The sequence below is a fragment of the Alteromonas alvinellae genome (genome assembly GCF_902705805.1).
On sequence record NZ_CACSIH010000012.1, the window covers coordinates 72405 to 95754 of the forward strand.

At 44.2% G+C, this 23350-nt stretch carries 21 protein-coding genes; 14 read left to right on the plus strand and 7 right to left on the minus strand.

The window, feature by feature from the left end; all coding sequences use genetic code 11:
• Positions 1 to 58 precede the first annotated feature (58 nt).
• The 3 genes from ACX5KA_RS00930 to ACX5KA_RS00940 all read right to left on the minus strand — a co-directional run bounded on the left by ACX5KA_RS00930 (position 59) and on the right by ACX5KA_RS00940 (position 6166).
• On the minus strand, positions 59 to 3175 hold the full coding sequence (locus ACX5KA_RS00930) for an efflux RND transporter permease subunit (protein ID WP_039216748.1): 3117 nt from the start codon (positions 3173 to 3175) through the stop codon (positions 59 to 61).
• Entirely contained in the window at positions 3168 to 4226 is a 1059-nt protein-coding gene (locus ACX5KA_RS00935; protein ID WP_458730233.1) for an efflux RND transporter periplasmic adaptor subunit, read from the minus strand. Before ACX5KA_RS00935 ends, ACX5KA_RS00930 begins: the two co-directional genes overlap by 8 nt.
• A 131-nt stretch (positions 4227 to 4357) precedes the next feature.
• Entirely contained in the window at positions 4358 to 6166 is a 1809-nt protein-coding gene (locus ACX5KA_RS00940; protein WP_039216750.1) for an ABC transporter transmembrane domain-containing protein, read from the minus strand.
• Between the two features lie 191 nt (positions 6167 to 6357).
• Here ACX5KA_RS00940 and ACX5KA_RS00945 point away from each other — a divergent pair, with 191 nt between their 5' ends.
• The 6 genes from ACX5KA_RS00945 (at position 6358) to ACX5KA_RS00970 (ending at position 10005) form a co-directional block, all read left to right on the plus strand.
• On the plus strand, positions 6358 to 7032 hold the full coding sequence (locus tag ACX5KA_RS00945) for a DsbA family protein (protein ID WP_458730234.1): 675 nt from the start codon (positions 6358 to 6360) through the stop codon (positions 7030 to 7032).
• 271 nt (positions 7033 to 7303) lie between these two features.
• Entirely contained in the window at positions 7304 to 7555 is a 252-nt protein-coding gene (rpsP, locus tag ACX5KA_RS00950) for a 30S ribosomal protein S16 (RefSeq protein WP_014948832.1), read from the plus strand.
• Between the two features lie 23 nt (positions 7556 to 7578).
• The gene (gene rimM, locus ACX5KA_RS00955) at positions 7579 to 8100 is read left to right on the plus strand and encodes a ribosome maturation factor RimM (RefSeq protein WP_039216754.1); all 522 of its coding nucleotides are present in this window, start codon (positions 7579 to 7581) and stop codon (positions 8098 to 8100) included.
• The gene (gene trmD / locus ACX5KA_RS00960; RefSeq protein ID WP_014948834.1) at positions 8101 to 8862 is read left to right on the plus strand and encodes a tRNA (guanosine(37)-N1)-methyltransferase TrmD; all 762 of its coding nucleotides are present in this window, start codon (positions 8101 to 8103) and stop codon (positions 8860 to 8862) included.
• Positions 8863 to 8880: 18 nt separating this feature from the next.
• A complete protein-coding gene (rplS, locus tag ACX5KA_RS00965; protein WP_024015986.1) occupies positions 8881 to 9240 on the plus strand; it encodes a 50S ribosomal protein L19 in 360 nt (119 codons plus the stop codon).
• Positions 9241 to 9369: 129 nt separating this feature from the next.
• Positions 9370 to 10005: a trimeric intracellular cation channel family protein gene (locus tag ACX5KA_RS00970; RefSeq protein WP_039216756.1), complete on the plus strand. Its 636-nt coding sequence runs from the start codon at positions 9370 to 9372 to the stop codon at positions 10003 to 10005.
• Positions 10006 to 10089: 84 nt separating this feature from the next.
• Here ACX5KA_RS00970 and ACX5KA_RS00975 read toward each other — a convergent pair whose 3' ends face one another.
• The gene (locus ACX5KA_RS00975; protein WP_039216758.1) at positions 10090 to 10806 is read right to left on the minus strand and encodes an enoyl-CoA hydratase/isomerase family protein; all 717 of its coding nucleotides are present in this window, start codon (positions 10804 to 10806) and stop codon (positions 10090 to 10092) included.
• 427 nt (positions 10807 to 11233) lie between these two features.
• On the opposite strand from ACX5KA_RS00975, the gene ACX5KA_RS00980 reads away from it, so the two are divergent.
• Both ACX5KA_RS00980 and tyrA read left to right on the plus strand, forming a co-directional pair.
• Positions 11234 to 12322, plus strand: a complete 1089-nt coding sequence (locus tag ACX5KA_RS00980; protein ID WP_039216759.1) for a 3-deoxy-7-phosphoheptulonate synthase — start codon at positions 11234 to 11236, stop codon at positions 12320 to 12322.
• A 75-nt stretch (positions 12323 to 12397) separates the two neighbouring features.
• Positions 12398 to 13552, plus strand: coding sequence for a bifunctional chorismate mutase/prephenate dehydrogenase (gene tyrA, locus ACX5KA_RS00985; RefSeq protein WP_458730235.1), 1155 nt, complete (start codon positions 12398 to 12400; stop codon positions 13550 to 13552).
• A 56-nt stretch (positions 13553 to 13608) separates the two neighbouring features.
• On the opposite strand, the gene pheA is transcribed toward tyrA, so the two are convergent.
• From pheA to yciH, 3 genes are all read right to left on the minus strand, one after another.
• Positions 13609 to 14790 carry a prephenate dehydratase gene (gene pheA, locus ACX5KA_RS00990; RefSeq protein ID WP_039216761.1) on the minus strand — a complete coding sequence of 394 codons (1182 nt, stop codon included), beginning with the start codon at positions 14788 to 14790 and terminating at the stop codon, positions 13609 to 13611.
• A 309-nt stretch (positions 14791 to 15099) separates the two neighbouring features.
• Positions 15100 to 15900: a response regulator gene (locus ACX5KA_RS00995; protein WP_039216762.1), complete on the minus strand. Its 801-nt coding sequence runs from the start codon at positions 15898 to 15900 to the stop codon at positions 15100 to 15102.
• 61 nt (positions 15901 to 15961) lie between these two features.
• Positions 15962 to 16294 carry a stress response translation initiation inhibitor YciH gene (gene yciH / locus ACX5KA_RS01000; protein WP_039216764.1) on the minus strand — a complete coding sequence of 111 codons (333 nt, stop codon included), beginning with the start codon at positions 16292 to 16294 and terminating at the stop codon, positions 15962 to 15964.
• Between the two features lie 170 nt (positions 16295 to 16464).
• Here yciH and ACX5KA_RS01005 point away from each other — a divergent pair, with 170 nt between their 5' ends.
• From ACX5KA_RS01005 to ACX5KA_RS01030, 6 genes are all read left to right on the plus strand, one after another.
• On the plus strand, positions 16465 to 16770 hold the full coding sequence (locus tag ACX5KA_RS01005; RefSeq protein ID WP_458730236.1) for an STAS domain-containing protein: 306 nt from the start codon (positions 16465 to 16467) through the stop codon (positions 16768 to 16770).
• 20 nt (positions 16771 to 16790) lie between these two features.
• Positions 16791 to 18470, plus strand: coding sequence for an ATP-binding SpoIIE family protein phosphatase (locus ACX5KA_RS01010; protein ID WP_458730237.1), 1680 nt, complete (start codon positions 16791 to 16793; stop codon positions 18468 to 18470).
• A gap of 160 nt (positions 18471 to 18630) precedes the next feature.
• On the plus strand, positions 18631 to 19074 hold the full coding sequence (locus ACX5KA_RS01015; RefSeq protein ID WP_458730238.1) for a tellurite resistance TerB family protein: 444 nt from the start codon (positions 18631 to 18633) through the stop codon (positions 19072 to 19074).
• 162 nt (positions 19075 to 19236) lie between these two features.
• Complete coding sequence (locus ACX5KA_RS01020) at positions 19237 to 21306, plus strand: putative bifunctional diguanylate cyclase/phosphodiesterase (protein WP_458730239.1); 2070 nt, start codon at positions 19237 to 19239, stop codon at positions 21304 to 21306.
• A 301-nt stretch (positions 21307 to 21607) separates the two neighbouring features.
• Positions 21608 to 21889, plus strand: coding sequence for an EF-hand domain-containing protein (locus tag ACX5KA_RS01025; RefSeq protein ID WP_240485715.1), 282 nt, complete (start codon positions 21608 to 21610; stop codon positions 21887 to 21889).
• Between the two features lie 62 nt (positions 21890 to 21951).
• Entirely contained in the window at positions 21952 to 23349 is a 1398-nt protein-coding gene (locus tag ACX5KA_RS01030; RefSeq protein ID WP_039216770.1) for a sensor histidine kinase, read from the plus strand.
• Position 23350: the final 1 nt, after the last annotated feature.

The window sequence follows — 23350 nt, forward strand, 5'->3', positions numbered from 1 at the left end:
ACGGTAGCCATTTAGATACCGCTTAAATAGGTATAGCGCCTATTTAAGCGGCTAAATCTCACAAGTGCTGTGCATTGGCTTCTTCCATTTCCCTTTCAAGCTTAGCGCTTTCATCGGCACGAGGCTTGGTAAAGCGGGCAAGTGCAAGATATAACACTGGCGTGAGGTAAAGAGTAAACACTACAGCTATACCTAAACCACCAAAAACCACCCAGCCGATAGCATTACGGGCTTCTGCTCCGGCACCTGTAGATAGAATGAGTGGCAGGCCGCCTAAAATTGTTGAGACCAGCGTCATCATAATAGGGCGTAAACGCACCTTACCGGCCTCGACAATAGCATCGTAAATATCATAACCCTTATCGCGAAGCTGGTCGGCAAATTCAATGAGTAGGATAGCGTTTTTAGCTAGAAGGCCTATCAACATTACCAAACCAATTTGCGAATAAATATTGATGCTGGTGCCGGTTAAAAACAGGGCATAGACCGCGGCTGCAATACCAAACGGAACGGTAAGCATAACCACGACTGCACTGTTTACGCTTTCAAATTGTGCTGCTAATACTAGCAATACAATGACAAACGCTAGAATATAGGTGAGCGCAACCTGCTTAGACGTTTCTTCGAAGGTCTGTGCTTCACCTAAAAATACCAGGCCAATGCCATCAGGCAGAGTCTCAAGCGCTAGATTTCGAATTTTGTCTACTACATCGCTAAGCGCCACATCTTCTGGTAATTCCATTTCCACTTTTATCGCTCGTCGCTGTGCTTGACGCTCTAATTCTGCTGCAACACCTTCTTCGCTAATAAAGGCCACACTTGAGAGCGGTACTAGGTTTCCATCACTACTCTTTACATAAAGGCTGGTCAGGTCGGATGGGTCTAATGTACTGCGATTGTTGGTTTGCAGCATAATTGGAATAGCTTGATCGCCTACGTTTAAGTCGGCAATATCATCGCCATTAACGGCGGCGCGCAATGTGCTGGCAATATCGTTGAGCGGAACCCCCAACTCTTCTGCGCGACGTCTGTCTATATTCACGCGCATTTGAGGTTGTGTTGGGTCGTAGCTAATTCTAGGCCTTCCCAATTCGGGTAAGTTTTCTTCAAGCTGACGAGAGAAGCTTTGTGCAGCTATAAAAATATTCTCGTAGGTATCGCCGGTAAGTGCAATCTCTAAACCGCCACCTTGGCCGCGCAAATTAAGACTGTTACCTCCAAAGGCATTGCCAGGCGCACCAGGTATTTGCTGTAGTTTAGGACGTATTTCGTTTACGACATCTTGCAGTGATTTATCCCGTTCATCCCAATGTTTAAGTGGTGCAGTGATAAATACGATGTTCGGGTCCCATGATCCAACCACGGTGTAAATAGAGTCAATGGTGCCGTTGTCCACATAAGGTAGCAGTAGCTCTTCCATTTTTTCAGCCTGTCTATCCATAAAATTAAGACCAGCGCCATCAGGGCCGCGTGCAAATATACGAATTGTGCCTCTATCTTCACTTGGTAGAAGCTCGTTATCGATATTTTGTGACAATATATAAGCACCACCGCCAGCGGCTAGACTTAGTATGCCGACTACCCAACCGTATTTAAGGGCTTTTAATAGTGACGCTTGATATACGCGAAGGCAGGCATTGCCAAAGCGACCAAAGGTTTGACTAAACCAACCGTTAGCTTTTGTTTCTTTTACTTTGAGTCGAGCCGTAAGTGCAGGTACTAGCGACAGCGCAACAAAAGAAGAGATCACCACAGCGCCAGCTAACACGCCACCAAACTCTCTAAACAATCGGCCTGCAGTTGATGGAAGGAAAGCGATAGGAATAAATACGGAAGCGAGTACGGCTGTGGTTGCCACTACAGCGAAAAACACTTCCCGGGTGCCGACTACGGCGGCAGCGCGAGCACCTAAACCCATACTTCTGCGTCGCTGAATATTTTCAGACACTACAATAGCGTCGTCCACTATCATGCCAGTAGCAAGAACGAGGGCAAGTAGGGTAAGAATATTAATTGAAAAGCCCATACCCCAAATAATTGCCAGAGCGCCAGCCAATGATACCGGGATAGATAGTGCAGGAACGATGGTAGCGCGCCATGAACCAATAAATACCAGTAATGTTACTACTACTAACGCTACAGTAAGGCTAAGCGATAACACGACTTCTTTGACAGAATCACGAATAAATTCTGCGTCGTCTGCTGTCACTACGATATTCATGTCGGCAAAACGCTTATCCAGGTCTTTGACCATAGCTAGCACTTCATCAGAAATCTCGATGGTGTTAGAGCTTGCTTGGCGAATAACGCCAACGCCTATCACTGGCGTGCCGTCTAAGCGAACTACACTAGTGGTGTCGGCCGGACCGAAATAAACACTGGCGACGTCATTAACACGTATGTCGCCGCTGACCACAATGTTGCCCACATCTTCTGCTGATACTGATGTTGCATCAGCGCGTACGATAAGCGCCTGTTCAGCCGACTGTATACTGCCTGCGGGTACATCAAAAGGGGCCAGTGCGAGTGCTTCTGCTATGTCGCTCATTGATAAGCCGAAACTGGTTAAACGCAACGGGTCAACCGACACGCGCAATACGCGTTCTCTGTCGCCATTTAACGTAACATCGGCAACGCCAGGAATACTTAAAAATAGAGGCGCTACATCGGTATCAACGCGCTCGGTGAGGGTTTCCATATCCAGTGTGTCGCTAGAGATAGCAAGGCTAACTACCGCTTGGGCGTCGCTGTCTGCGCGGATAATCGCTACTTGTTCAACGTCGTCGGGAAGTTGGCGTTGTACGCGGCTAACTGATTCACGTACTTCATTGGCGGCATCTTCTAAGTTTACACCGGGGCGAAACTCAACGCGAACACGGGCTGAGTTTTCTTCACTTTGCGCGTAAATGTCTTTCACACCACTAACTCGCGCTACGGCACCTTCAAGGCGACCTGTTACTTCGGCATCTACAGTTTCAGGTGACGCGCCTGGAAATTGTGCTGTTACCGTGACGCGAGGCGTGTCAACATCAGGAAGTTCACGCACTTCGAGACCGCTTAACGCCGCAAGACCTGCGATAGCAATAAGCAAATTTAAAACGACAATTAAAACTGGGCGTCGTATAGAAAGTGAGGGCAGATCGCTTATCGAAGAAGAAAGATTCGGATCACTCACCTTTTGGTCCTCCGGCCAGTTCGGTGGTAATTTCTTGTCCAGTGCGTAAGCGCTGAACACCTTCCGAAATTAAAGTGTCGCCTTCTTTAATATCGCCTGAAACTAAGATAGTTCCTCTTAGGCGTTGATGAACGCTTACATCTACACGTTTAGCCTTTCCATCTTCAGCAAGCCATATATAGGCGCCTGTTGCTCCCCACAGTAATGCAGCTTCAGGCACGGCTGCATAGCGTTCGCCATCAATACTAAGATTTACTCTAAAGCTCATACCTGGACGAAATTTATCAGACGAGTTATCTAACAATGCGCGAGCACGAAGCGTACGGTCTGCTTCGTTTATGCGAGAGTCTATTTGCGCTATCTCGGCTTTTACCTTTTGCTCTTTATCGCTCCATGGCTCCAGCGTTACATTTGGCGCGTTCAGTAACACAGGCAATGCAGCTTCAGGCGCTTTGAAGTTGATAAAGAGTTTAGTTCTGTTATCCAAGGTGGTGATCACCGTTTGTTCGTTTATTCGGTCGCCTACTTCAACGTCGGTAATGCCCACCACACCGTCAAACGGTGCAACAATGTGTCTGTCTTCTAAATCTGCCTGAGCTTCTTCCAGAGCAACTTCTGCAAGGTCGCGTTGAGTGCGGGCTAAATCTAATTCGCTAACCGGTACTGCGCCTTGTTTGTAGCTTGAAGCTAATCGTTCTACAGTGCGCTGCGCATCTTCCAAAGTGAGTTTTGCGCGTTTTAACGCCGTTTGCTGTCGTCTGTCGTCAAGGCGAACAAGTACCTTTCCTTTTTCTACTGTTTGTCCAGGGACAAAGTTAATTTCAGTCACTTCGTCGGAAACGGCAGGGTATAACACGATAGAGCGCACGGCTTCGGCACTGCCTACCGCTTCTACTTTTCGTGTTTCGTTCATAAATTCAATGGGCTTAGTCACAACAAGCTTCGCTTGCCTGTCTCCCATAAACTGCGCGTTGGCAGTTGGCACCATTATTAAAAAAAGAGCGCAAAGACCTGTCCATGTCTTCATTGCACCATAGAATGAATTTTTCATTTTAAACCCGTAGCGTTATTGGAACCTGTGCAGAAAAAGCTGCTGGCCCTTTATTTTTGTATTACCAAAACGTATGTTTTGTAGTCGATTGGTCGACCTCGTTGTTTGTACCGTATAGCACCACAGGCGGTTCAGCTAAGCAATTGCAGTTCGGCGTATTCCCTGTACAGGGTATCGCTTTTCATTAACGACGCATGGTCGCCGCTTCCTACGACGTGACCTTTATCCATAACTAATATGCGATCGGCGTGCTGTACCGTCGCAAGTCGGTGAGCAATCACAATGCTAGTTTTTCCTACCATAAGCCTATCTATGGCTTGTTGAACCATACGCTCACTCATCGCATCAAGCGCACTGGTTGCTTCATCGAGGAGTAAAATTGGGCGGTCAGCCAAAATAGCGCGAGCAATAGCAATACGTTGTTTTTGACCGCCAGAAAGTTTTACGCCTCGTTCGCCTAATTGTGTGTTGTAGCGCTCATCTAGGTTATCGATAAATTCGTGGGCAAATGCCTGCTTCGCTGCATTTATCACGGCGTCGTCACTTGCAAGTGGGCTGCCGTAGCGAATGTTTTCCAACACGGTATCAGCAAATACCACGGGCTCTTGGGTAACTATCGCAATATGTTGGCGCAGAACGTCTACAGGCATTTTGTTGATTGGCGCACCATTAAACAGTATTTGTCCGGCACTTGGGTCGTAGAAGCGCATTAATAATTGAAATAGCGTTGTTTTGCCTGCGCCACTTGCTCCTACCAGAGCAAGACGTTCTCCTGCTTGAATGTTAATGTTTAAATTATCAAACAAAGGTTTGCTGTTGGGGTAAGCAAAGCTGACATTTTCCAATTCTATTTTTGGTGCCGCTTTGGAAATTATCGGTTTAGTACTTGCTCCTTTTGATGCAGAGAATGTTGAAGAAGCATAGTCTTCAGCTGTGTCACCATTCAAAGACCGAATAGCAGGCTCAGTGGTAAATAGCTCGTACAAACGCTCACTTGCACCAACTCCTCGCTGTACTTCACCAATGACTTCGCTGATTGTGGCCACACTGCCGCCAGCCATTACGGCATAAAAAAGGAAAGCGGAAAGTTCACCCACTGTCATAGTGCCGTCTAATACTTGTCTTGCCCCTACCCAAGCAATAAAGATGATGGCCGTCATACTGATGCACATGATGCAGCCAATAAGTAGTGAGCGATAGTGAATACGCTTTTTAGCCACATCCATGGCAAGCTCTACCTTTTTAGAGAAATGCAGTCGTTCGGCATTTTCAGCGGTATAGGCCTGTACAGTCATGATTTCATGGAGACTTTCATCGATTCGCGCGCCTAGCTCTGCTACTTTGTCTTGGCTTTCTTTGGCATAACGGCGTACTTGAGGCGCCAAGACCTTGATAGGAACTAGCACTGCGGGTACTGCAACAATTACGCAGAAGGTAAGAAGGGGACTCGAAAACGTCATAAGCGCCAGTGCTCCAACGAAGGTCACAACCGAGCGAAGGGTCATCGATAAACTCATTCCCACTACGGTTTGGATGATTGTAGTGTCGCTGGTAAATCGTGAAATAACTTCGCCAGTTCTAAGCTCCGCAAAAAATGAAGGCGGAAGAGACAGCAAGTGGGCATATACCTGGTTTCGAATATCTGCGCTAACGCGCTCGCCAAGCCAAGTCATTAAATAAAAACGCGCGTATGTCGCTAAACAGGCCACAATAGTGATAGCTAGCACTAATACTGTGGCTTTGTTTAACGTATCCGCTGCGTTCTCTATGAAGCCGCTGTCGATAGCGTACTTAATGCCTTGCCCAAGTAAAAGCCAAGCAATCGCGGCGGTGAAAAGTGCTATGACAGCACCTACAACGCGCGCTTTGTAGCGAAGTAAATGTGAGCCAATCCACTGTAAGACTTGTTTGGTAGATACACTAGCGAGTGGTGTTGTCAAAATTACCTCTTTAAGCGCATAACTTATTCATAGCGTTGATTTCGCTACGCGTAATATATTCGATGTTTGGATTATACGGCAAAGCATGTACATTGGGCGAAGCCTATGCGATTACAGCGGCAGTATTTACGCTGGGATGAAAGCTAACGTCGCAGAAACGAGAGCAAAATAGTTAAAACGGGAAAATAACGATGAGTGAGACACGTATTTTGTATTATGTTCATGATCCAATGTGCAGTTGGTGTTGGGCATTCGTTCCTACTTGGGAGCAAATACAGCGTGAGTTACCCAGCGACATTGAGGTTGTCTACTTGCTTGGCGGGCTCGCACCGGATAGTGATTTACCTATGCCGGAACAAATGAAACTCACTATTGCAGGCTATTGGCAAACTATTCAAGACCGTGTTCCTGGAACACAATTTAACTACGACTTTTGGACGCAATGTCAGCCACGTCGTTCAACCTATCCTGCTTGTCGCGCGGTATTAGCCGCAAAAGCCCAAGCTAAAAATAGTGATGAAGAAAAAATACTAGAAAAGGCAATGATTAAGGCAATTCAGGAAGGTTACTACCTAAATGCGAGAAACCCTTCTGACTTTGATACCTTGGTGGCGTTTACGAGAGAAATAGGGCTTGATGCCGAGCAATTCGAATTGGATCTCAATAGTGAAAGCACAGAAAAGAAGTTAAATGATGAAATCACTATGTCACGCAAAATCGGTGCCCAAGGCTTTCCCAGCTTAATACTCAAATCAAACAAACTTGCCGAGACAGACTGTGTTAATGCAAAAAACGCAAAAAGCGCCCAATGGCAAAACGTTCCATACGATTATAATGATGCAAGTGTAACCTTGCGCAGTCTTTGAAATTTCTTGAGATTACCTTCCGCAAATACGAAGACAAAAATATGCTGCTGTTAATTGTTTATTTGTTGAACCAGGCTTGTTGTGGTGCTGCTATCGGCAATGATTAAAACAATACCACCAAGCATGCGCTAATTATAAGTTAAGCAAGACTTTTACTTGCAATGAGTGGTGATATCCGTATAATTCGGCGGCCTTCTAATTGGTGTCTAATTTTTAGACGTTGATGGAAGGCTTAAGTTAACGGTAACGCTACAACGAGTTTGAGGCATTTATGGTTACTATTCGTTTACAGCGTGGTGGCGCGAAAAAGCGTCCATTTTATCAACTAGTGGTGGCTGATAGCCGTCGTGCAAGAAACGGTCGTTTCATTGAAAACATCGGTTTCTTCAACCCAACTGCACAAGGTCAAGCGGAACGTCTTCGCGTAGATCTAGAGCGTGTTGAATACTGGGTTGGCGTAGGCGCGAGCTTATCAGATCGCGTTTCTAGCTTGGTAAAAGAAGCGAAAAAATCTGCAGCGTAAGCTGTTATTAACTGGTGGTATAGATGAGTCTAGCGTCTGACAAAGTGATTGTTGGCAAAATTGGCGCACCGTACGGTGTTAAAGGTTGGGTCAAAATCAACAGCTATACAGAAACGCCAGAAGGTATTTTTGATTATGCGCCATGGTTTCTTGGCGATGAAAAAGAATACGAAATTGACCAGTGGCGACCGCACGGTAAAAGCCTCGTTGCAAAAATTGTGGGCGTTGATAGTCGAGATGATGCCGAGCGTATCAAAAACTTGGATATCAACATAAACGCTTCACAGCTGCCTGATTTAGGCGACGAAGGGGTTTATTGGCGTGAGCTCACCGGCATGAAAGTAGTAACAACGCAAGGTTACGACTTGGGTGTGGTGAAAGAAGTGTTTAATACAGGTGCTAACGACGTGATTCACGTTAAAGCGAATGTAGGCGATGCTTTTGGTCAAAAAGAAAGACTATTGCCTTTTGTGTTCGACGAAGTCGTACAAGAGGTGGATAAGGAAGCGAAGGTCATTAAAGTTGACTGGGACCCGGGGTTCTAAGTGACACCGGAAAAGTGGTTTGGCGTTGTTAGCCTGTTTCCAGATATGTTTGCCCCTTTTACCCAACAGGGTGTTATAGGTCGAGCAGTTAAGTCTGGAACGTTATCGGTTGACACCTTCAACCCCCGTGACTTTACACATGATCGCCATCGTACAGTAGACGATCGCCCCTACGGAGGCGGACCCGGTATGCTGATGATGGTAAAACCGCTAACCGACGCAATACAAGCTGCCAAGAAAGTGGGTGGCGAAAAAAGTAAGGTGATCTACTTATCACCACAAGGGAAACCCCTTGACCAAGCAGGCGTACAGCGCCTTGCTAACATTGACCGCACAATTTTAATTTGCGGCCGATATGAAGGCATCGACGAGCGAGTAATCGAAAGCCATGTAGATGAAGAAGTCTCTATTGGTGATTACGTGCTAAGCGGCGGTGAACTGCCAGCAATGGTCCTTATGGATGCGGTTGCTCGATTAGTTCCTGGCGTGTTGGGGCATAAAGCCTCAGCAGTTGAAGATTCTTTCACTGACGGTCTTTTGGATTGTCCGCACTATACGCGGCCCGAAATACTCGATGGTCAAAAGGTACCTGATGTGTTGTTAAGTGGGGACCATGAAAAAATTAGGCAGTGGCGATTGATGCAATCATTAGGTAGAACCTGGCAGCGTCGCCCTGAATTGTTAAATCACCTAGCTCTGACTGAGGAGCAGCAGCGTTTGCTTGAATTATTCCAAGCGCAACTGCAGCAAGATGACAGTTAACTAGGACGAGAGGATATGATGAGCAAAGTCAGTCAAGATATCATCAAAAAAATCGAAGAAGCACAGCTAAAGACTGATGTTCCTGCGTTTGGTCCAGGTGACACAGTAGTTGTTAAAGTTCGCGTTACCGAAGGTGACAAAGAGCGTCTTCAGGCTTATGAAGGTGTTGTTATCGCTAAACGTAACCGTGGTCTGCACTCGTCTTTTACCGTGCGTAAAATTTCTAGCGGCGAAGGCGTTGAGCGTGTGTTCCAAACACACAGCCCGGCAGTTTCTTCAATTGAAGTGAAACGTCGCGGTGCGGTTCGTCGTGCTAAGCTTTACTATCTACGTGAGCGTTCAGGTAAATCTGCACGTATCAAAGAGAAGCTTAACTAAGATTACTAATCCTTGCGTTATTGTTAACTTCGAAAAAGCCCGCGTTAAGCGGGCTTTTTTGTGCCTGAAATTCGATCTTTTTTCTTCTTTGCACAATACAAACATTAACGTTTCTTAATAGAGTAAAGAATGAGCTCGGATTATTTTATTGTGCTAGGCATTGTAGGTGTCGCTTTTTTTGCCGTATCTGGTGCACTGCTTGGACACGATAAAAACATCAATGGTTTTGGTATTGTGGTTGTCGGCGTAATGACAGCGCTCGGTGGCGGCACACTACGAGATTTACTTTTAGGAAAACCTATCTTTTGGGTCGAAACGTCAGAATACCTTCTCGCTACCTATTCTGCCATTTTCGCCACCGTGCTGTTTGTACGTTATATGCCGTCGCCTTCCAATTTTTACTTTATTCTTATTGATACCATAGGGTTGGCTATCTTTAATGTAATGGGTATTGAAAAGGCTTTGATGAGCGGAACCGGAATGATTGTCGCCCTAACGATGGGTATGACGACCGGTATCTTCGGTGGTCTTATGCGCGATGTGGTGTGTAGAGAAGTACCTTACGTCATGCGTGGTGATGTTTATGCAAGTGCATGTTTTGCAGGAGGGCTTACCTATGCCGCTCTGTTTACTTTGGATATTTCCTATCTTTGGTGCATTCTAGGCTCAATTCTCGTCACTGTTCTACTAAGAATTGCGTCACTTCATTGGGGCGTGAAAATAGACCTGTTTAGGAAAAGAACGCCTAAATCCAGTACAACCTAACTAGTAAAGCAGTAACACGCATTTCCAAGCTATAGAGTGCGATGAAGCACCACGTGAGGCACTTCACTTCATCAAGTTTCACGGCTACGCCATAAGTGAGAGTGCTTCTATTAAAGGCTTATTTTCGTTGTCGATAGTATCGATAATATGTTTGTGCAGACGTTTTTTGTGTTCACCAAAAATGCCGCGCTTCTTATCGAAGGTTTTAGCGTAATTCAGCGCGCCTTCCTGTAAGCTTTCTTGTGAGTCATAAGCCTTTTCTACCACATGATCTTGCTCTAACTCTTTACCCGAAACGCGTCTTCCTGAAAGTTTCATTTCGTTAAATCTATGATACGGCATCGCTTTTTTTACGAACTCAATCATACCGGGCAGGAAGGGGATTGAAAGGTCGACTTCCGGAAAACAGAAAAAACCTTTATCTGAACGCATAAACCTGAAGTCGCAAGCGCACGCTAAAATCGCACCATTGCCAAAGGCGTGGCCGTTGATAGCCGCTATAACAGGGAGAGGGTAAAGCAACAGCGTTTTGAATACCTCGTCCATATCGTGCATGAATTGCTTTATTTCTTCAGTACGGCCAGTTTTCATTGCCGGCATAAGCCAGTCTGTGTCTATACCTAGACTAAAGCATTTCTCATCGTTTGACGTGAGCACTAGCGCTTTACAGCTCTCATTTTGCTCGATGGTATCTAACGCTGAAAGCATCTCCTTTGCAAAGAGTGGGTTGTGACGGTTTTCACCATTTTTCATGGTTAGAATAGCGACATTACCAGTGTACGTGAGGGCTAAATTTTGCATCGTTTTCTCGTTTTTATTCTGATAGCGCTATGATACCGAAATCTTTCGATAGATGAGAAATTTAGCTTATTTATGTTGGTAAATTACCTCATTAAATTTGCCGGGTTTTGAACGTTTATACAAATATTAAAGGCACTAGGTGCTTAACTAGGCAGGCTATGTGGAATAAACCTCACTGCTGGTCAAAAAATGGGCTGGCGGCGCGCGCTATTGCCATTCAGTCATGTTCATTCACTTCGAATCTACCCTAGATTAAAGTATTATTCGTTATTACTTGCGCTATAGTGCTTGAGTTGTTAAAAAGTCAATGACGTTAAAGAAATATAGAAAAGCTGGTTGTACATTAAAGTTTACATGCAGATTGCACACTCTTTTGGCGTTTAATTTTCCGTTTTTTATTTGTAGTTAAGAGAGTAAGAGAGCTCCCATGATCAAGGACACCGTAAATAATGTTCACGTAAGTACCGAAGATGTACTTATAACCCCTGAAGCGCTGAGTGCTGAATTGCCTGTGTCAGACAAAGCGTTAGCGGCTATCTCTGAGTCTAGAAAGATTGTTTCAGATATCATCCATCGTCGCGACCATAGATTACTTGTAGTGTGTGGACCATGTTCTATACACGACGTTGAAGCCGCGAAAGAGTACGCACTTAAGCTAAAAGAGCTTCATGAATCATGCAAAGACACGCTATTTATCGTGATGCGTGTGTACTTCGAAAAGCCGCGTACTACGACAGGTTGGAAAGGTTTAATCAATGACCCGCATATCGACGGAACGTTTGATATCGAGACTGGCTTACGTAAAGCGAGAGAGCTGTTAATTTGGCTTGCTGAACTAGAGCTTCCTGTAGCTACTGAAGCATTGGATCCAATTAGCCCACAATATCTTGCTGAGCTGTTTAGCTGGGCAGCTATCGGTGCGCGTACCTCTGAATCGCAAACTCACCGTGAAATGGCGAGTGGTCTGTCTATGCCTGTAGGTTTTAAAAATGGCACAGATGGAAGCTTGGATATTGCCATTAATGCGCTTAAGTCTGCGGCTTCAGGCCACCGTTTTATGGGTATTAACAAGCAGGGACAGGTAAGCATTATCGGCACCAGCGGTAACCCAGATGGCCACATTATTCTTCGTGGTGGAAAGCAGCCAAACTACGACTCGGTATGCGTGTCAGAATGTGAAATTGAGCTGCAGGATGCGAGTTTGACAGCAGGCTTGGTAGTGGATTGTAGCCATGCAAACTCCTCGAAAGATTATCGCCGCCAGCCTTTGGTTGCACAGAATGTGGTCAATCAAATTCTAGAGGGCAATCAATCTATCATCGGCGTTATGCTGGAAAGTCATTTGAAACCTGGTAATCAAAAAGCAGAAGGCAAGAAACCTGAAGAACTTGAGTACGGCGTTTCAATTACGGACGGATGTATCGATTGGGAAACAACAGAGAACTTAATATCTCAAACCAGAGATAAGTTAATAACTGTGTTACCCTTACGCCAAAATAAGCGCACGGTGGCGTAAATCCTAGTAACGCCGAATGTGGCCAAGTAATGTTGGCCACAAGCCCCGTGCCATTTGATTCAAGGATAAGACAGAATGGCCGATTTATCGCAGCACTTAAAGAAGTTAGATACGCTGCGTGAAGGTATCGACGAGCTGGATACCCAGCTTGTCGAATTACTCGCAAAACGCAATAAAATCACAACCCAGGTCGGTCAAATTAAGGCTGAAGCTGGTATGCCTGTATATGTGCCAGAGCGTGAAAAATCGCTGATCGCCTCTCGCCGTGCTCAGGCCGAAGCACTTGGGGTGTCGCCCGAACTCACTGAAGACCTATTACGCCGCGTAATGCGAGAGTCTTATCACACGCAAAACAACAAATACCGCTGTGTAAAACCTGATATTGATAACGTTGTTGTTATTGGTGGAGCGGGGGCGCTTGGCCGCGTGTTTGTGAGCTTATTTGAACGAAGTAATTACAAGGTTTCGGTCGTTGAAAAAGACGATTGGGAAAATGGCAGAGCAACATCATTACTAAGTTGTGCTTCGCTGGTTGTTGTTGCAGTACCTATTAATCTAACAGAAGCCGTGATTAGCAAGCTAACTATGCTGCCAAAAGGCTGTGTGCTCGCAGATATAACCAGTATTAAAGCTAAGCCACTTGAAGCAATGCTAGCTGTACATAGTGGCCCTGTCGTTGGATTACACCCCATGTTTGGTCCTGACGCACCAGGCATGATTAAGCAGGTAGTGGTAGTGTGCGACGGTCGTGACAGCGACAAGTACAGTTGGCTTATTGAACAAATGCGAATTTGGGGAGCCACAATTCACGACTCCAGCGCGCAAGAACACGACCAAGCCATGGCATACATTCAGGTTATGCGCCACTTCAACACCTTTGTGTACGGACAACATTTAAAAGGTGAAGATCCTAATCTTGAATCTCTCACCATGTTTAGCTCTCCAATATATCGTTTAGAGCTGGCAATGGTAGGCAGATTATTCGCTCAGTCACCTCAATTGTATGCCGATATTATCTTCAATAACCCTGATAACTTTGCACTTCTGCGCCGCTTTTATGAACGCTTCGGGATTGCACTATCATTACTTGAAAATGGCGATAAAAAAGGGTTTGTAGAACAGTTTATTAAAGTAGGCGCGTGGTTCGGAGACTATGCGAAGAAGTGCTTAGTAGACAGCAAACAGATGTTGTTGAAGGCGGATGACGGTCAGCTTTTAAGAGATAAGTAGTGCTAACTAGAATGGGTTAAGAGTAAGAAGCGAGCTAAAAGCTCGCTTCTTACATGTTAGTCAGCTAGCGCGCTCGCCGCCGCAACTTTGGTTGGGCTAATTTCTTCACTCGGATAGCATCCTAGTACCTTGATATAGCGTGTAATTCCACGCAATGCATCAAGGGCATTTTGCACAGGGCCATCTTCTACATTGCCTTCCACATCAATATAGAACATTTCTTCCCAAGGGTTGCCTGGAATAGGGCGGGATTCAAGCTTGGTCATATTGATGCTGTTCTCTCGAAGCACCAATAAGGCCTCTACAAGTGCGCCTGGCTTTTGGATGGTAGACATAACGAGGGTTGTTTTAGCTGGTACTTGCAAAGGGACAACCACAGGATTGCGAGCAACAACAATAAAGCGGCTATGGTTTTCTTTTTGATTCGCCAAGTTACTCTTTATTGCCATCAGTCCATAAAGGTTGCCGCCTGCTTCACTTCCAATAGCCGCTACGTCGTCGCGCTGAAGCTCACTAACGGTCAACATGGCAGAGCTTGTGCTGTCCATAGTCTTTACTTCAACGTTGCCTAGCTCGGCTAAGAAATGGCTACATTGAGTGAACACTTGAGGGTGTGCATAAAGTGTTTTAATTTTATCGATGCTGGTATTAGTCCCTACTAACAAAGTATGGCGGATAGGGTGGGTAAGCTCACCAATAATGCTTAGCTGTGTGTGCTGAAGTTGGTCGTACACTTCATTGATACTGCCAGAGGTTGTGTTTTCAATGGGCAGCACCGCGTAATCGGCTTCTGTACTCTCAACTTTGTGAATAATTTCAGCAAAGCTTTGGCAGCCAATTTCCAACAACTCTCCAGGTCTACGTGAAAAATACTTCTGTGTCGCAAGGTATGAGTAAGAGCCCTTGTCGCCTAGGAATGCTACTCGGTTTAACGGTAGCGTGCTGCCAGGGTTAGCACGTTCAGCAAGCATTGCCTGCTGGTTTAAAACTGAATCTTCAATAATAACGTGAAAAATTTGTGTTACGTAATGAGGATCTAAACCAATGCTCTGGCCTTCTTTTATTAAGCGCACTAATAGCTGTTCTTCACGCTTTTGATCTCTTACAGGAATGTGGTGCTTTATTTTTGTCTCGGCCACTTCGTTAGTTAACTTTCTGCGTTCTGAGAGTAGTGTAAGTAATTCACTGTCAAGAGCGGTAATGCGCTCTCTAACAGTATCTAATGCATTGTCTGACATATCATTCCCGTGCGTATCTTATAAATAAATGTTGCTAAAAAAAAACCTCCCAAGTGGGAGGTTTTTATGCATGTAGCTGCGCCTCCCTAGTAAAAGGATGTAAACGCAAAAATGAAAAATACTACGTGCTTTATTATCTGTTTCATGAACCTGAATGTATGTCGAACCCCTATGTGTGTCAACCCATTTTTACAAAATGTATAGTTGTTTTTGATATGAGGGGCTTGAAAAAGAACTAAAAATGAGTTTGCTACACATCGCGCAGTTTCACGATATGTAGCATTCGTTTAAAAGTGCATGCTATGAAGGCTAATTACCTAAAAGCGCTGACAGCATTTGGCGTACTTCATTTGGCTCAAAAGGCTTATCGCACAAGGCATTTACACCGGTTTGCTGAATGTTGGCCATATGGGCACTGTCTGCCGATTCAGATGTCACCATAATAATAGGAATATGCGTGGTTTCTGGATTAAAGCGAATGAATTCAGACAGCTCTCGACCGTCCATTTCAGGCATATTGTAGTCGGTAACCACTAGGTCGAAAGCTTGGTCTTTTATTAAAGTAAGCGCAGCTGCGCCATTTTCAGCTTCTTGGATTCGCTGCAGTCCCATTCCTTCAAGTACTCGTCTAATATGATTCCGCGCAAGTTTACTGTCATCGACAAGCAGCACACGAACGTCGTGCACATCAAACAATTCTAGTTCTAACTCATCGTGGTTGATAAGGTCGAGACTCGCATTTAAGGCACGTGATAAATGAAGAGGCTCAAAGGGTTTAGGAAGAATTGCTGCGACACCCGCCTGTTTGAATTCTTCCAATTTACTTAGTCGATTTTCACTGGAGACGAGCATAAATGGAATACTCTTAAATGCGTCGTCTTCTTTTATAAACTTGAGAAGCTCTAGTGCAGTTCCGTCCTCATAATACATAGCACTAACTATTAAGTCGGCGCCATGGGCTTTAACCGCTGAACGAGCTTCGGAAAGGGTACTGACTGGGTCAATTTCCTTAACGTTTTCTTTTAACAGCAACGTAGTGATAATTTTTCGTTGTGTGTCAGATGGTTCAACCAAAATAATATGTAAATCAGAAATTGACAGCTTTTCCATTTCAGACTCTTTTTGTTATATGTTTATGAAAAAGTGAGAGCGTGCTTGTGGTCTTCAATCACTAACCACCCGCAAGCTTAACTTTGTACCCTTTGTCAGTTAGCAGTGAGCGCAGTTTTTCTCTGTCATCAGTTTGTACTTCAATGACGCCATCTTTTACCGCTCCGCCGCAACCGCATTTCTTTTTTAATTCTGAGCCAAGTTTCTTTAGTTCGTCAGAAGGAAGATCTAGCCCTTTAATTAACGACACACCTTTTCCTTTGCGACCTTTCGTTTCTCTGTGAATACGAACTACGCCGTCTGAAGAAACTGAACGTTGCTCTGGTTTTTGCTCAGGCTTTATTTTGCCGCTCTCTGTACTGTAGACCAAAAGAGCGTCTTGCCAATCTTGCATAGATACCTCAATAAAATCCGTAAAACCATCCTTTTTATGCTTGTCAAAACTTAATCATACGAAAGTTTAAGCACTTCTTGATGGCGATGTAAAAAAGTTCAACTAAGATAAGGATAGCAAAGTTAAAAGCATGTATTGAAGCATTTCTGCTGACATTTTAAGGAAAGCATATGGAAATAACGTCAAGCTACCAGAATCAAGGGAAAGTATTGGTAATCGATGTAGGAACAAAATTTGATTTCAGTAAAGTCGAAGGTTTTAGAAACGCATACAGCGAACTGAATGACGGCGTAACTCATATCGCTGTTGACTTGTCTCGTACAGAGTATATGGATAGCTCAGCACTAGGCATGCTATTGAACATGCAGAAAACATTGGCAGGCAAAGAACTCTCCTACAGTATCGAGAACGCCAGACCTCAGGTGGCAAAAATTCTCAAAATATCCAGGTTCGATAAAAAGTTCGAAATTAAGTAGCCTGATTAGGACTTCTTCTGTTGAAAATCCTCATTGTTGATGACGAGGCTATCAACCGTACTCTCTTGACTAACATGCTCTATAACGCTGGCTATACAGAATGCGTTGAAGCAGTAGATGGTATAGAGGCGATTGAAACATTTATTGAAGAGCAGCCAGATTTGGTTTTGCTCGATGTTGTTATGCCTGGGCTGTCTGGTTTTGATGTTGCACCAAAAATCCGTCAACTTGCTAAAGGCCCTTATCTTCCTATTCTGTTTATCACTGCCCTAGAGGACAAAGACAGCTTAGTGCGCTGTTTAGAAGTAGGGGGAAACGATTTTGCTACAAAACCTTTTGACCGTCATATCTTAATTGCGAAAATTAGGGCGCACTTAAAAATACGTGCGTTAAGTGAACACGTTGAACAACAGAACAAGAGCCTGCGACTTTTTAATCAAAGGGTGGCACGGGAACACGCCATTGTTGAGCATATCTTCAGTCATGCCATAGTTAATCGCCCGGAAGTGCAGACGCATTTCGATTGTTTTCTTCAACCAGCCGAAACCTTTAACGGTGATTTATTCTTGTGCGAAGCAAGCCCTAGTGGGGGCATTTATTTCATTGTGGGGGACTTTACTGGACACGGTCTTGCTTCGGCTATTGGCGCCCTGCCTGTAACACGTGTATTTCAAGAGCTAAGTCAACAAGGTGTATCGGTATCTGAAATTGTTAGTGAATTAAACCAGATCCTCATTAAGTTTTTGCCCAGTGATATGTTTATGGCTGCCGTAGTTGGTGAGATTAATGCGGCGGGAAACCGCATAAATTTGTGGCAGGGCGGGATGCCTGCAGTGATTATTCCTGCGACATCAAACATGGCGCCACGTAAAGTATGTTCTCGTCACATGGCCCTAGGGGTATTAGAAGAACATGAGCTTAACACCGATATTGACACGGTTAATTTAGGACACAATGAGCAGTTAATCATTTGCAGTGACGGGCTTATCGAAATCTCAAATGATGATGGTGATATGTTGCTGGAAGAAGGACTAGCAGAGATAGTAAAAAATCAAATGATAGAAGAAGGCGTTGTCGACGCTAAATTATTATTTGAGCGTGCTAAGGCGCACTGTGCAACGTCTACATTTCAAGATGATGTAACCTTAGTGGTATTCACCTCAAAACCAATAAATATGCACCTGAGAAACCAAGTCGCGTCCGCTTTTCCGTCAGTACATGAGGTAACTCTGGATGCCGAGCACCTAAAGCAGCCTGATATTCTGCCACGTGTACTACAGCTGGCAGGACAGTGTGAAGAGATGCAAGGTATCCGTTCGATTATATTCACAGTGTTATCAGAGCTTTTTAATAATGCACTTGAGCACGGTATTTTAAAGCTTGACTCGAAACTTAAACAAGACAGCGCTGGATTTCACCAATACTATGAAAATAGGGAGGCATCTCTACAAGCTCTAAGCCGCGGTCGAATCATCGTTAGAGTAGAATCTTTACCTGATAGGGGAAAAGTGCTCGTTTCGGTAGAAGATAGTGGGAATGGATTCCAGTGGGAAAACAAAGCGTATTTAGCGGGAGCGCATTTTTCTAATGATGAATGCTTTGGTCGAGGCCTTCCTTTAATTCAGACTCTATGTGAGCGAGTCTGGTTTGAGAAGAATGGCAGTAAAGCTATTTGCCTACTTAGTACTCGTCAGCAGTAAAGAAACTAGCTTTGTGTGAAAAGAGCGCAGCCACCTAAGCTAAACCATCCACATTTTTAAACAACTAATCGAAATCCTCTTTTCCTTAGTAATAAATATTCAAATACTCAATTATCCTAATCGAACAGCTGCGCTGTTAAAGCCACTAACCAGAGGCATCATGCTGAAATCTTTTTTGAAACTATTTGAAGAGTCACACAACAAAGCAAAACCTGCATACACGATTGAACTTGCCACAGCTGCCTTACTTAGCGAGTTAGTCAATGCTGACAATCAGGTAACTCAAACTGAAAAGGACGAATATAAAAAACAGCTAAAGCGCCTTGTTAATGTTGATGATGAGGCAATAGCATTGCTATTAGAACAAGGACAGGAAACGGCTGATGATGCGGTTGACCTTGTGCATTTTACTCAGGTGCTCAATAAACATTATTCTGCAGACGAAAAAGTTAGCGTAATCAAAAGTCTTTGGGCGATAGCCTATGCCGATGAATCCTTAGCGCCACTAGAAGAGAGCACCATAAGACAAATAGCTGACTTGTTGTATGTGCCTCATAGCCAATTCATTAAGACTAAGCTTGAGATTGCAGAAGGTTCTAAATAATCCACTTCCAGAACAGTGCTGGCTACTTAAACAAAAATACGTTGTTAATTTCAAAGCACGTGACTTACTATTACGCCCAGAATAATAAATAAGTGGTAGTGTTTGGATAAATATTCCTTGCCTATTCCGCTATAAGAAAAGTTGTAAAGCAAGGACACATGAGTGTTTAGAACGTTAAAAATTCCGATTGGGCTCACTATTGCCTTATCTATGTCTGTTTTGATCATCGCAGTTGCCTTGGTCAATAGGCTAGACCATCACGAATCTGTTGTTACCGTCGTGAAAAATAATACCGCTGCCTTGAGTAACTCTCTCGCACTACAATTGTCAGTGATGATGGAAAGAAACCCCGGTAACAATGCATTGTTTTCTTCACTTTTTCAGCCAATCAAAGAGCACGAGCATCTTTTATCCGCGTTCCTTTACGATAATCATTTTAATGTGATTTCGGCTGTTCAGCCAGAGAGAGTGCTCGAGATAAGTAATGCATCCCTACCCACATCACCTCAAAATGTTCCTTTTGGCATCTCACAATACGAAGGAGTTATCGTAGATCACCAAATTGTAGGAAGTAGCCTCTATCCGATGGGTCACATTGTCATTTATATTGACATCAACAATTTACAGTCTGCGAATAGTGCCCGACATATTTTGGAACAAGCCCCCGTCATACTCGCACTTTGGTTATTGTGTGCCGGGGTGTGTATTTCCATTCTATATCGCTTAATTTCACCGCTTGCCTCATTAGGCCGATTTACTCAGGAAGTCTTCGAAACCAAAGATTATGCGCTGAGAAGCTCAATTCACTCATCTAATGAAATAGGTAGAATAGCTAGCAACATTAACAGCTTACTAGACGCGATCGAAGTTGAGCTTCTGGTTAACTTTGAACAAAAGCAAACCTTGGTCGACCAGCAAGAAACCATGTCTCGCCTTGCTAATTTTGATAGCCTAACAGGCTTACCCAATCGGCAATTTGTTCTTGATAACCTTAGGTTGGAATTAGCAAGAGCGAAAAGAAATGATGAAGATTTGTTGCTTTTATTTTTTGACCTTGATGGATTTAAAGGAATAAATGATTCTTTAGGGCATGAGACAGGCGATTTAATTTTAATAGAAGTCGCTGATAGAGTGCAGTGTCTACTTAGAGACGGTGACTTGTTTGCTCGTTTAGGTGGCGATGAATTCTTAGTACTCCCTGATCGAGATGCAACGACCGACCAGGCAAAGCGTCTCGCAATGAGATTAATTACAGCATTTGATGAACCCTTTGAGCTTAGAGGACTTTCTTTAACTGTTGGCTTGAGCGTAGGCGTGGCTACTGCTTCTGATGCGGGTTACGATTTAAGTGAACTCATGAGTAATGCCGACTTGGCCATGTATCGCTCGAAGGCGAGAGGAAGGGGAAGTTATACGCTATTTACGCCAGACATGGTGGAATCTCACAAACGTAAACTTCATTTGGCTAACGGCATAGAGCAAGGGATAGCGAATGATGAATTTGTTGTTTATTACCAAGTAAAAGTCAACAACGACGGAAATGTTATTGGCGTTGAGGCATTAATACGTTGGCAACATCCTGAATTCGGCCTCGTTATGCCAAACGAATTTATTCCTATAGCAGAACAAGGTGGAAAGATTACCGCGATTACTCGATGGGTAATAAATCGAGTGTGTATAGATATGCCCGAACTCAGGCGTTGGGCTGTGGGCGCTTTTAGAGCTTCAATTAATCTATCTGGCCACGACCTGAGAAGTAATCAACTCTTCGACTATATCTACAATACCTTTACGCTTTACGATGTAAACCCCGAAAACATTGAATTTGAAGTGACTGAAAGCGCATACCTTGAAAACTTTACGCTTTCCAACAAGTTTTTCAGACGTATTGGTAATATGGGATGTGCGATTGCCCTCGACGATTTTGGGACGGGATATTCCTCCTTGAGTTATCTTACTCAAATCAATATTGATACGCTTAAAGTCGATAGGCAGTTTGTGTCGGAAATTCAATCATCGGAACGCAGTCGCTTAGTAACAGGCGCTATAATTGATTTGGCAAAACGACTATCCCTTTCTGTGTGTGCTGAGGGAATAGAAAATCTTGAGCAGTGGCAGTATCTCAAAGAGCACGGTTGCGACAATGTTCAGGGTTTCATGTTCAGCAAGCCAGTTCCAATCGATGCGCTCGTTATTTCACCCAGCCACTATAAGGCTGAAGAATTCATCTGATGCTAAAATAGGCATGTCGGTATTGTTGCCGACATGCACTCACTACCAGTGTTTCTTTATTGCAACACCTGCCCATAGATTACCCATGTTAAAGCATTGTTATTTTCTCAACCTTCTGTTTTTTATAGTTATATTTATTGTGGTCTGAAAATCGCATAGTAAGTTTAAATGCATTAATGATGTGGTTGATTGAAGACTAATGGTAATATCCCTATGCCTTAATCATTCATTATTGGCAGAAGCCATAGGATAGAAACTGGCGAATTGAGAAGGATTTTAACAAGCGTTTAGCGGAGGATTCATGATGAAACGTCTCGAAAAAGTTTTCTTAGCACTTTGTGCTGTTGCAGCAGTACAAGCCATTTCAGTAGCAGATGCGCATGCCACACCGGCGCGTTCGCTCATTCAACAGTTAGATACAGACAAAGACGGCTTGATTTCTCTTAAGGAAGCGGTAAGACACACGGGATTACTGCGTAACTTTGGTCTGATTGACGACAACGAAGACGGTAAGCTTTCTGAGGCAGAATTGGCAAAGAGTAAGCTTACGCCGGGTAATGAAAAACTCACGGCAGGTGAGTAGATAAGAATATCAACATCGATGAGGGTAAGGTTCTGATAAACAAGGTATCGTTTGGTGAACGCTTGGTACAACTTGGTTCACTAAGGCAGTTAACGTTAGGTAGTTTTGTACTGGCCCTCATCCCGCTCATAGCACTGCTATGGCAAAGTCAAAGTGATTTAGCTAAAGTCGGTCAAATGACAACGCTTGAAACGCGTTTTGTGGTGGATGTTGTTAGCGACATGCAGCGTTTAGATAACGCAGTTGTCGATGTTGAGCGCAGTATTAGACAGTTTGCTGTTCTACGTAACGAGCGAGTAGCGCAGCTTTCTGATAATGCTATAGACCAGTTTGCCGTAGCGGCTGACAACCTATGTCAGGCGCTTTCTGTTCCAGCAACATGTTCTCGACTATCCGAACAACTCAACCAACTTGCTGAGTACAGGGCCATAGAAGACCAACTATTGCTTAACGCATATTTAGCGTCAGTAGCAGATAGCGTAGATCAATTGCGCGATGATGTAGAAGCGGCAATAACAGAGCGGGTTAAAGTCCAGCAAGACGACTTGAACGCCATGCAGGCAAAGCAAGCGTGGTCCACAGCCATGTTGGTAAGCGTGTCGTTACTGCTTATATTGATGGGCAGCCAACTGATTGTAAACCCTGTTAATAACCTCAAAAAAATAATTCGGATAATGGCGCACAGTGACGGTCAGCTTCCTCCGTTGTCCAGGCAGGCTCCCAAAGAACTTATTGATGTAGAAAAGGATTTGCACTGGCTCTACGACCGCCTTCAGCAATTAGAACATATCAGGACCGCTTTACTAAGACATGCTGCACACGAACTCAAAACACCGCTAGCGAGTATTAAAGAAGGCTGTAGTTTATTGTCAGAAAACGTGGTCGGCGAGTTAAATAATAGTCAACGAGAAGTGCTGTCATTACTTACCGGCAGCACACAGCGCCTTAATACCTTGGTTGAAAAATTACTCGACTACAATTTGCTCTTACAACAGGCGCAACCCAAAATAGTTGAAAGCGATGCAGGTAAGCTGGTCACCGCCTGCTTAGACGATTATGCCCTTGCCATTCAAGAAAGAGAGGTGGATGTAAATATTTCCGCCCCCACAGTGCATGTAGACGAAGAGTTGTTTAGAAGAATACTCGATAATTTAGTGTCCAATGCCGTTGCGCACGGTGCGGTTGGAAGACCGATTAATATTAGCCTTTATAACGAAAATGATAACCTTGTACTGGACGTAGCAAACCGTGGGAAACGTATTGCACCAGAATCGGTACACACGCTATTTGAACCTTTTATTCGAGGAACCGAGCCAAGAAACGACAACGTTATTGGAACGGGGTTAGGGTTATCAATTGTTGCCGATTGCGCTCGACTAATGCATGGTGATGTAAAAGTTGTAGATGTAGACTATGCCGATGTTTGCTTTAGAGTGACCATTCCGCGACAGGAAAAATAAA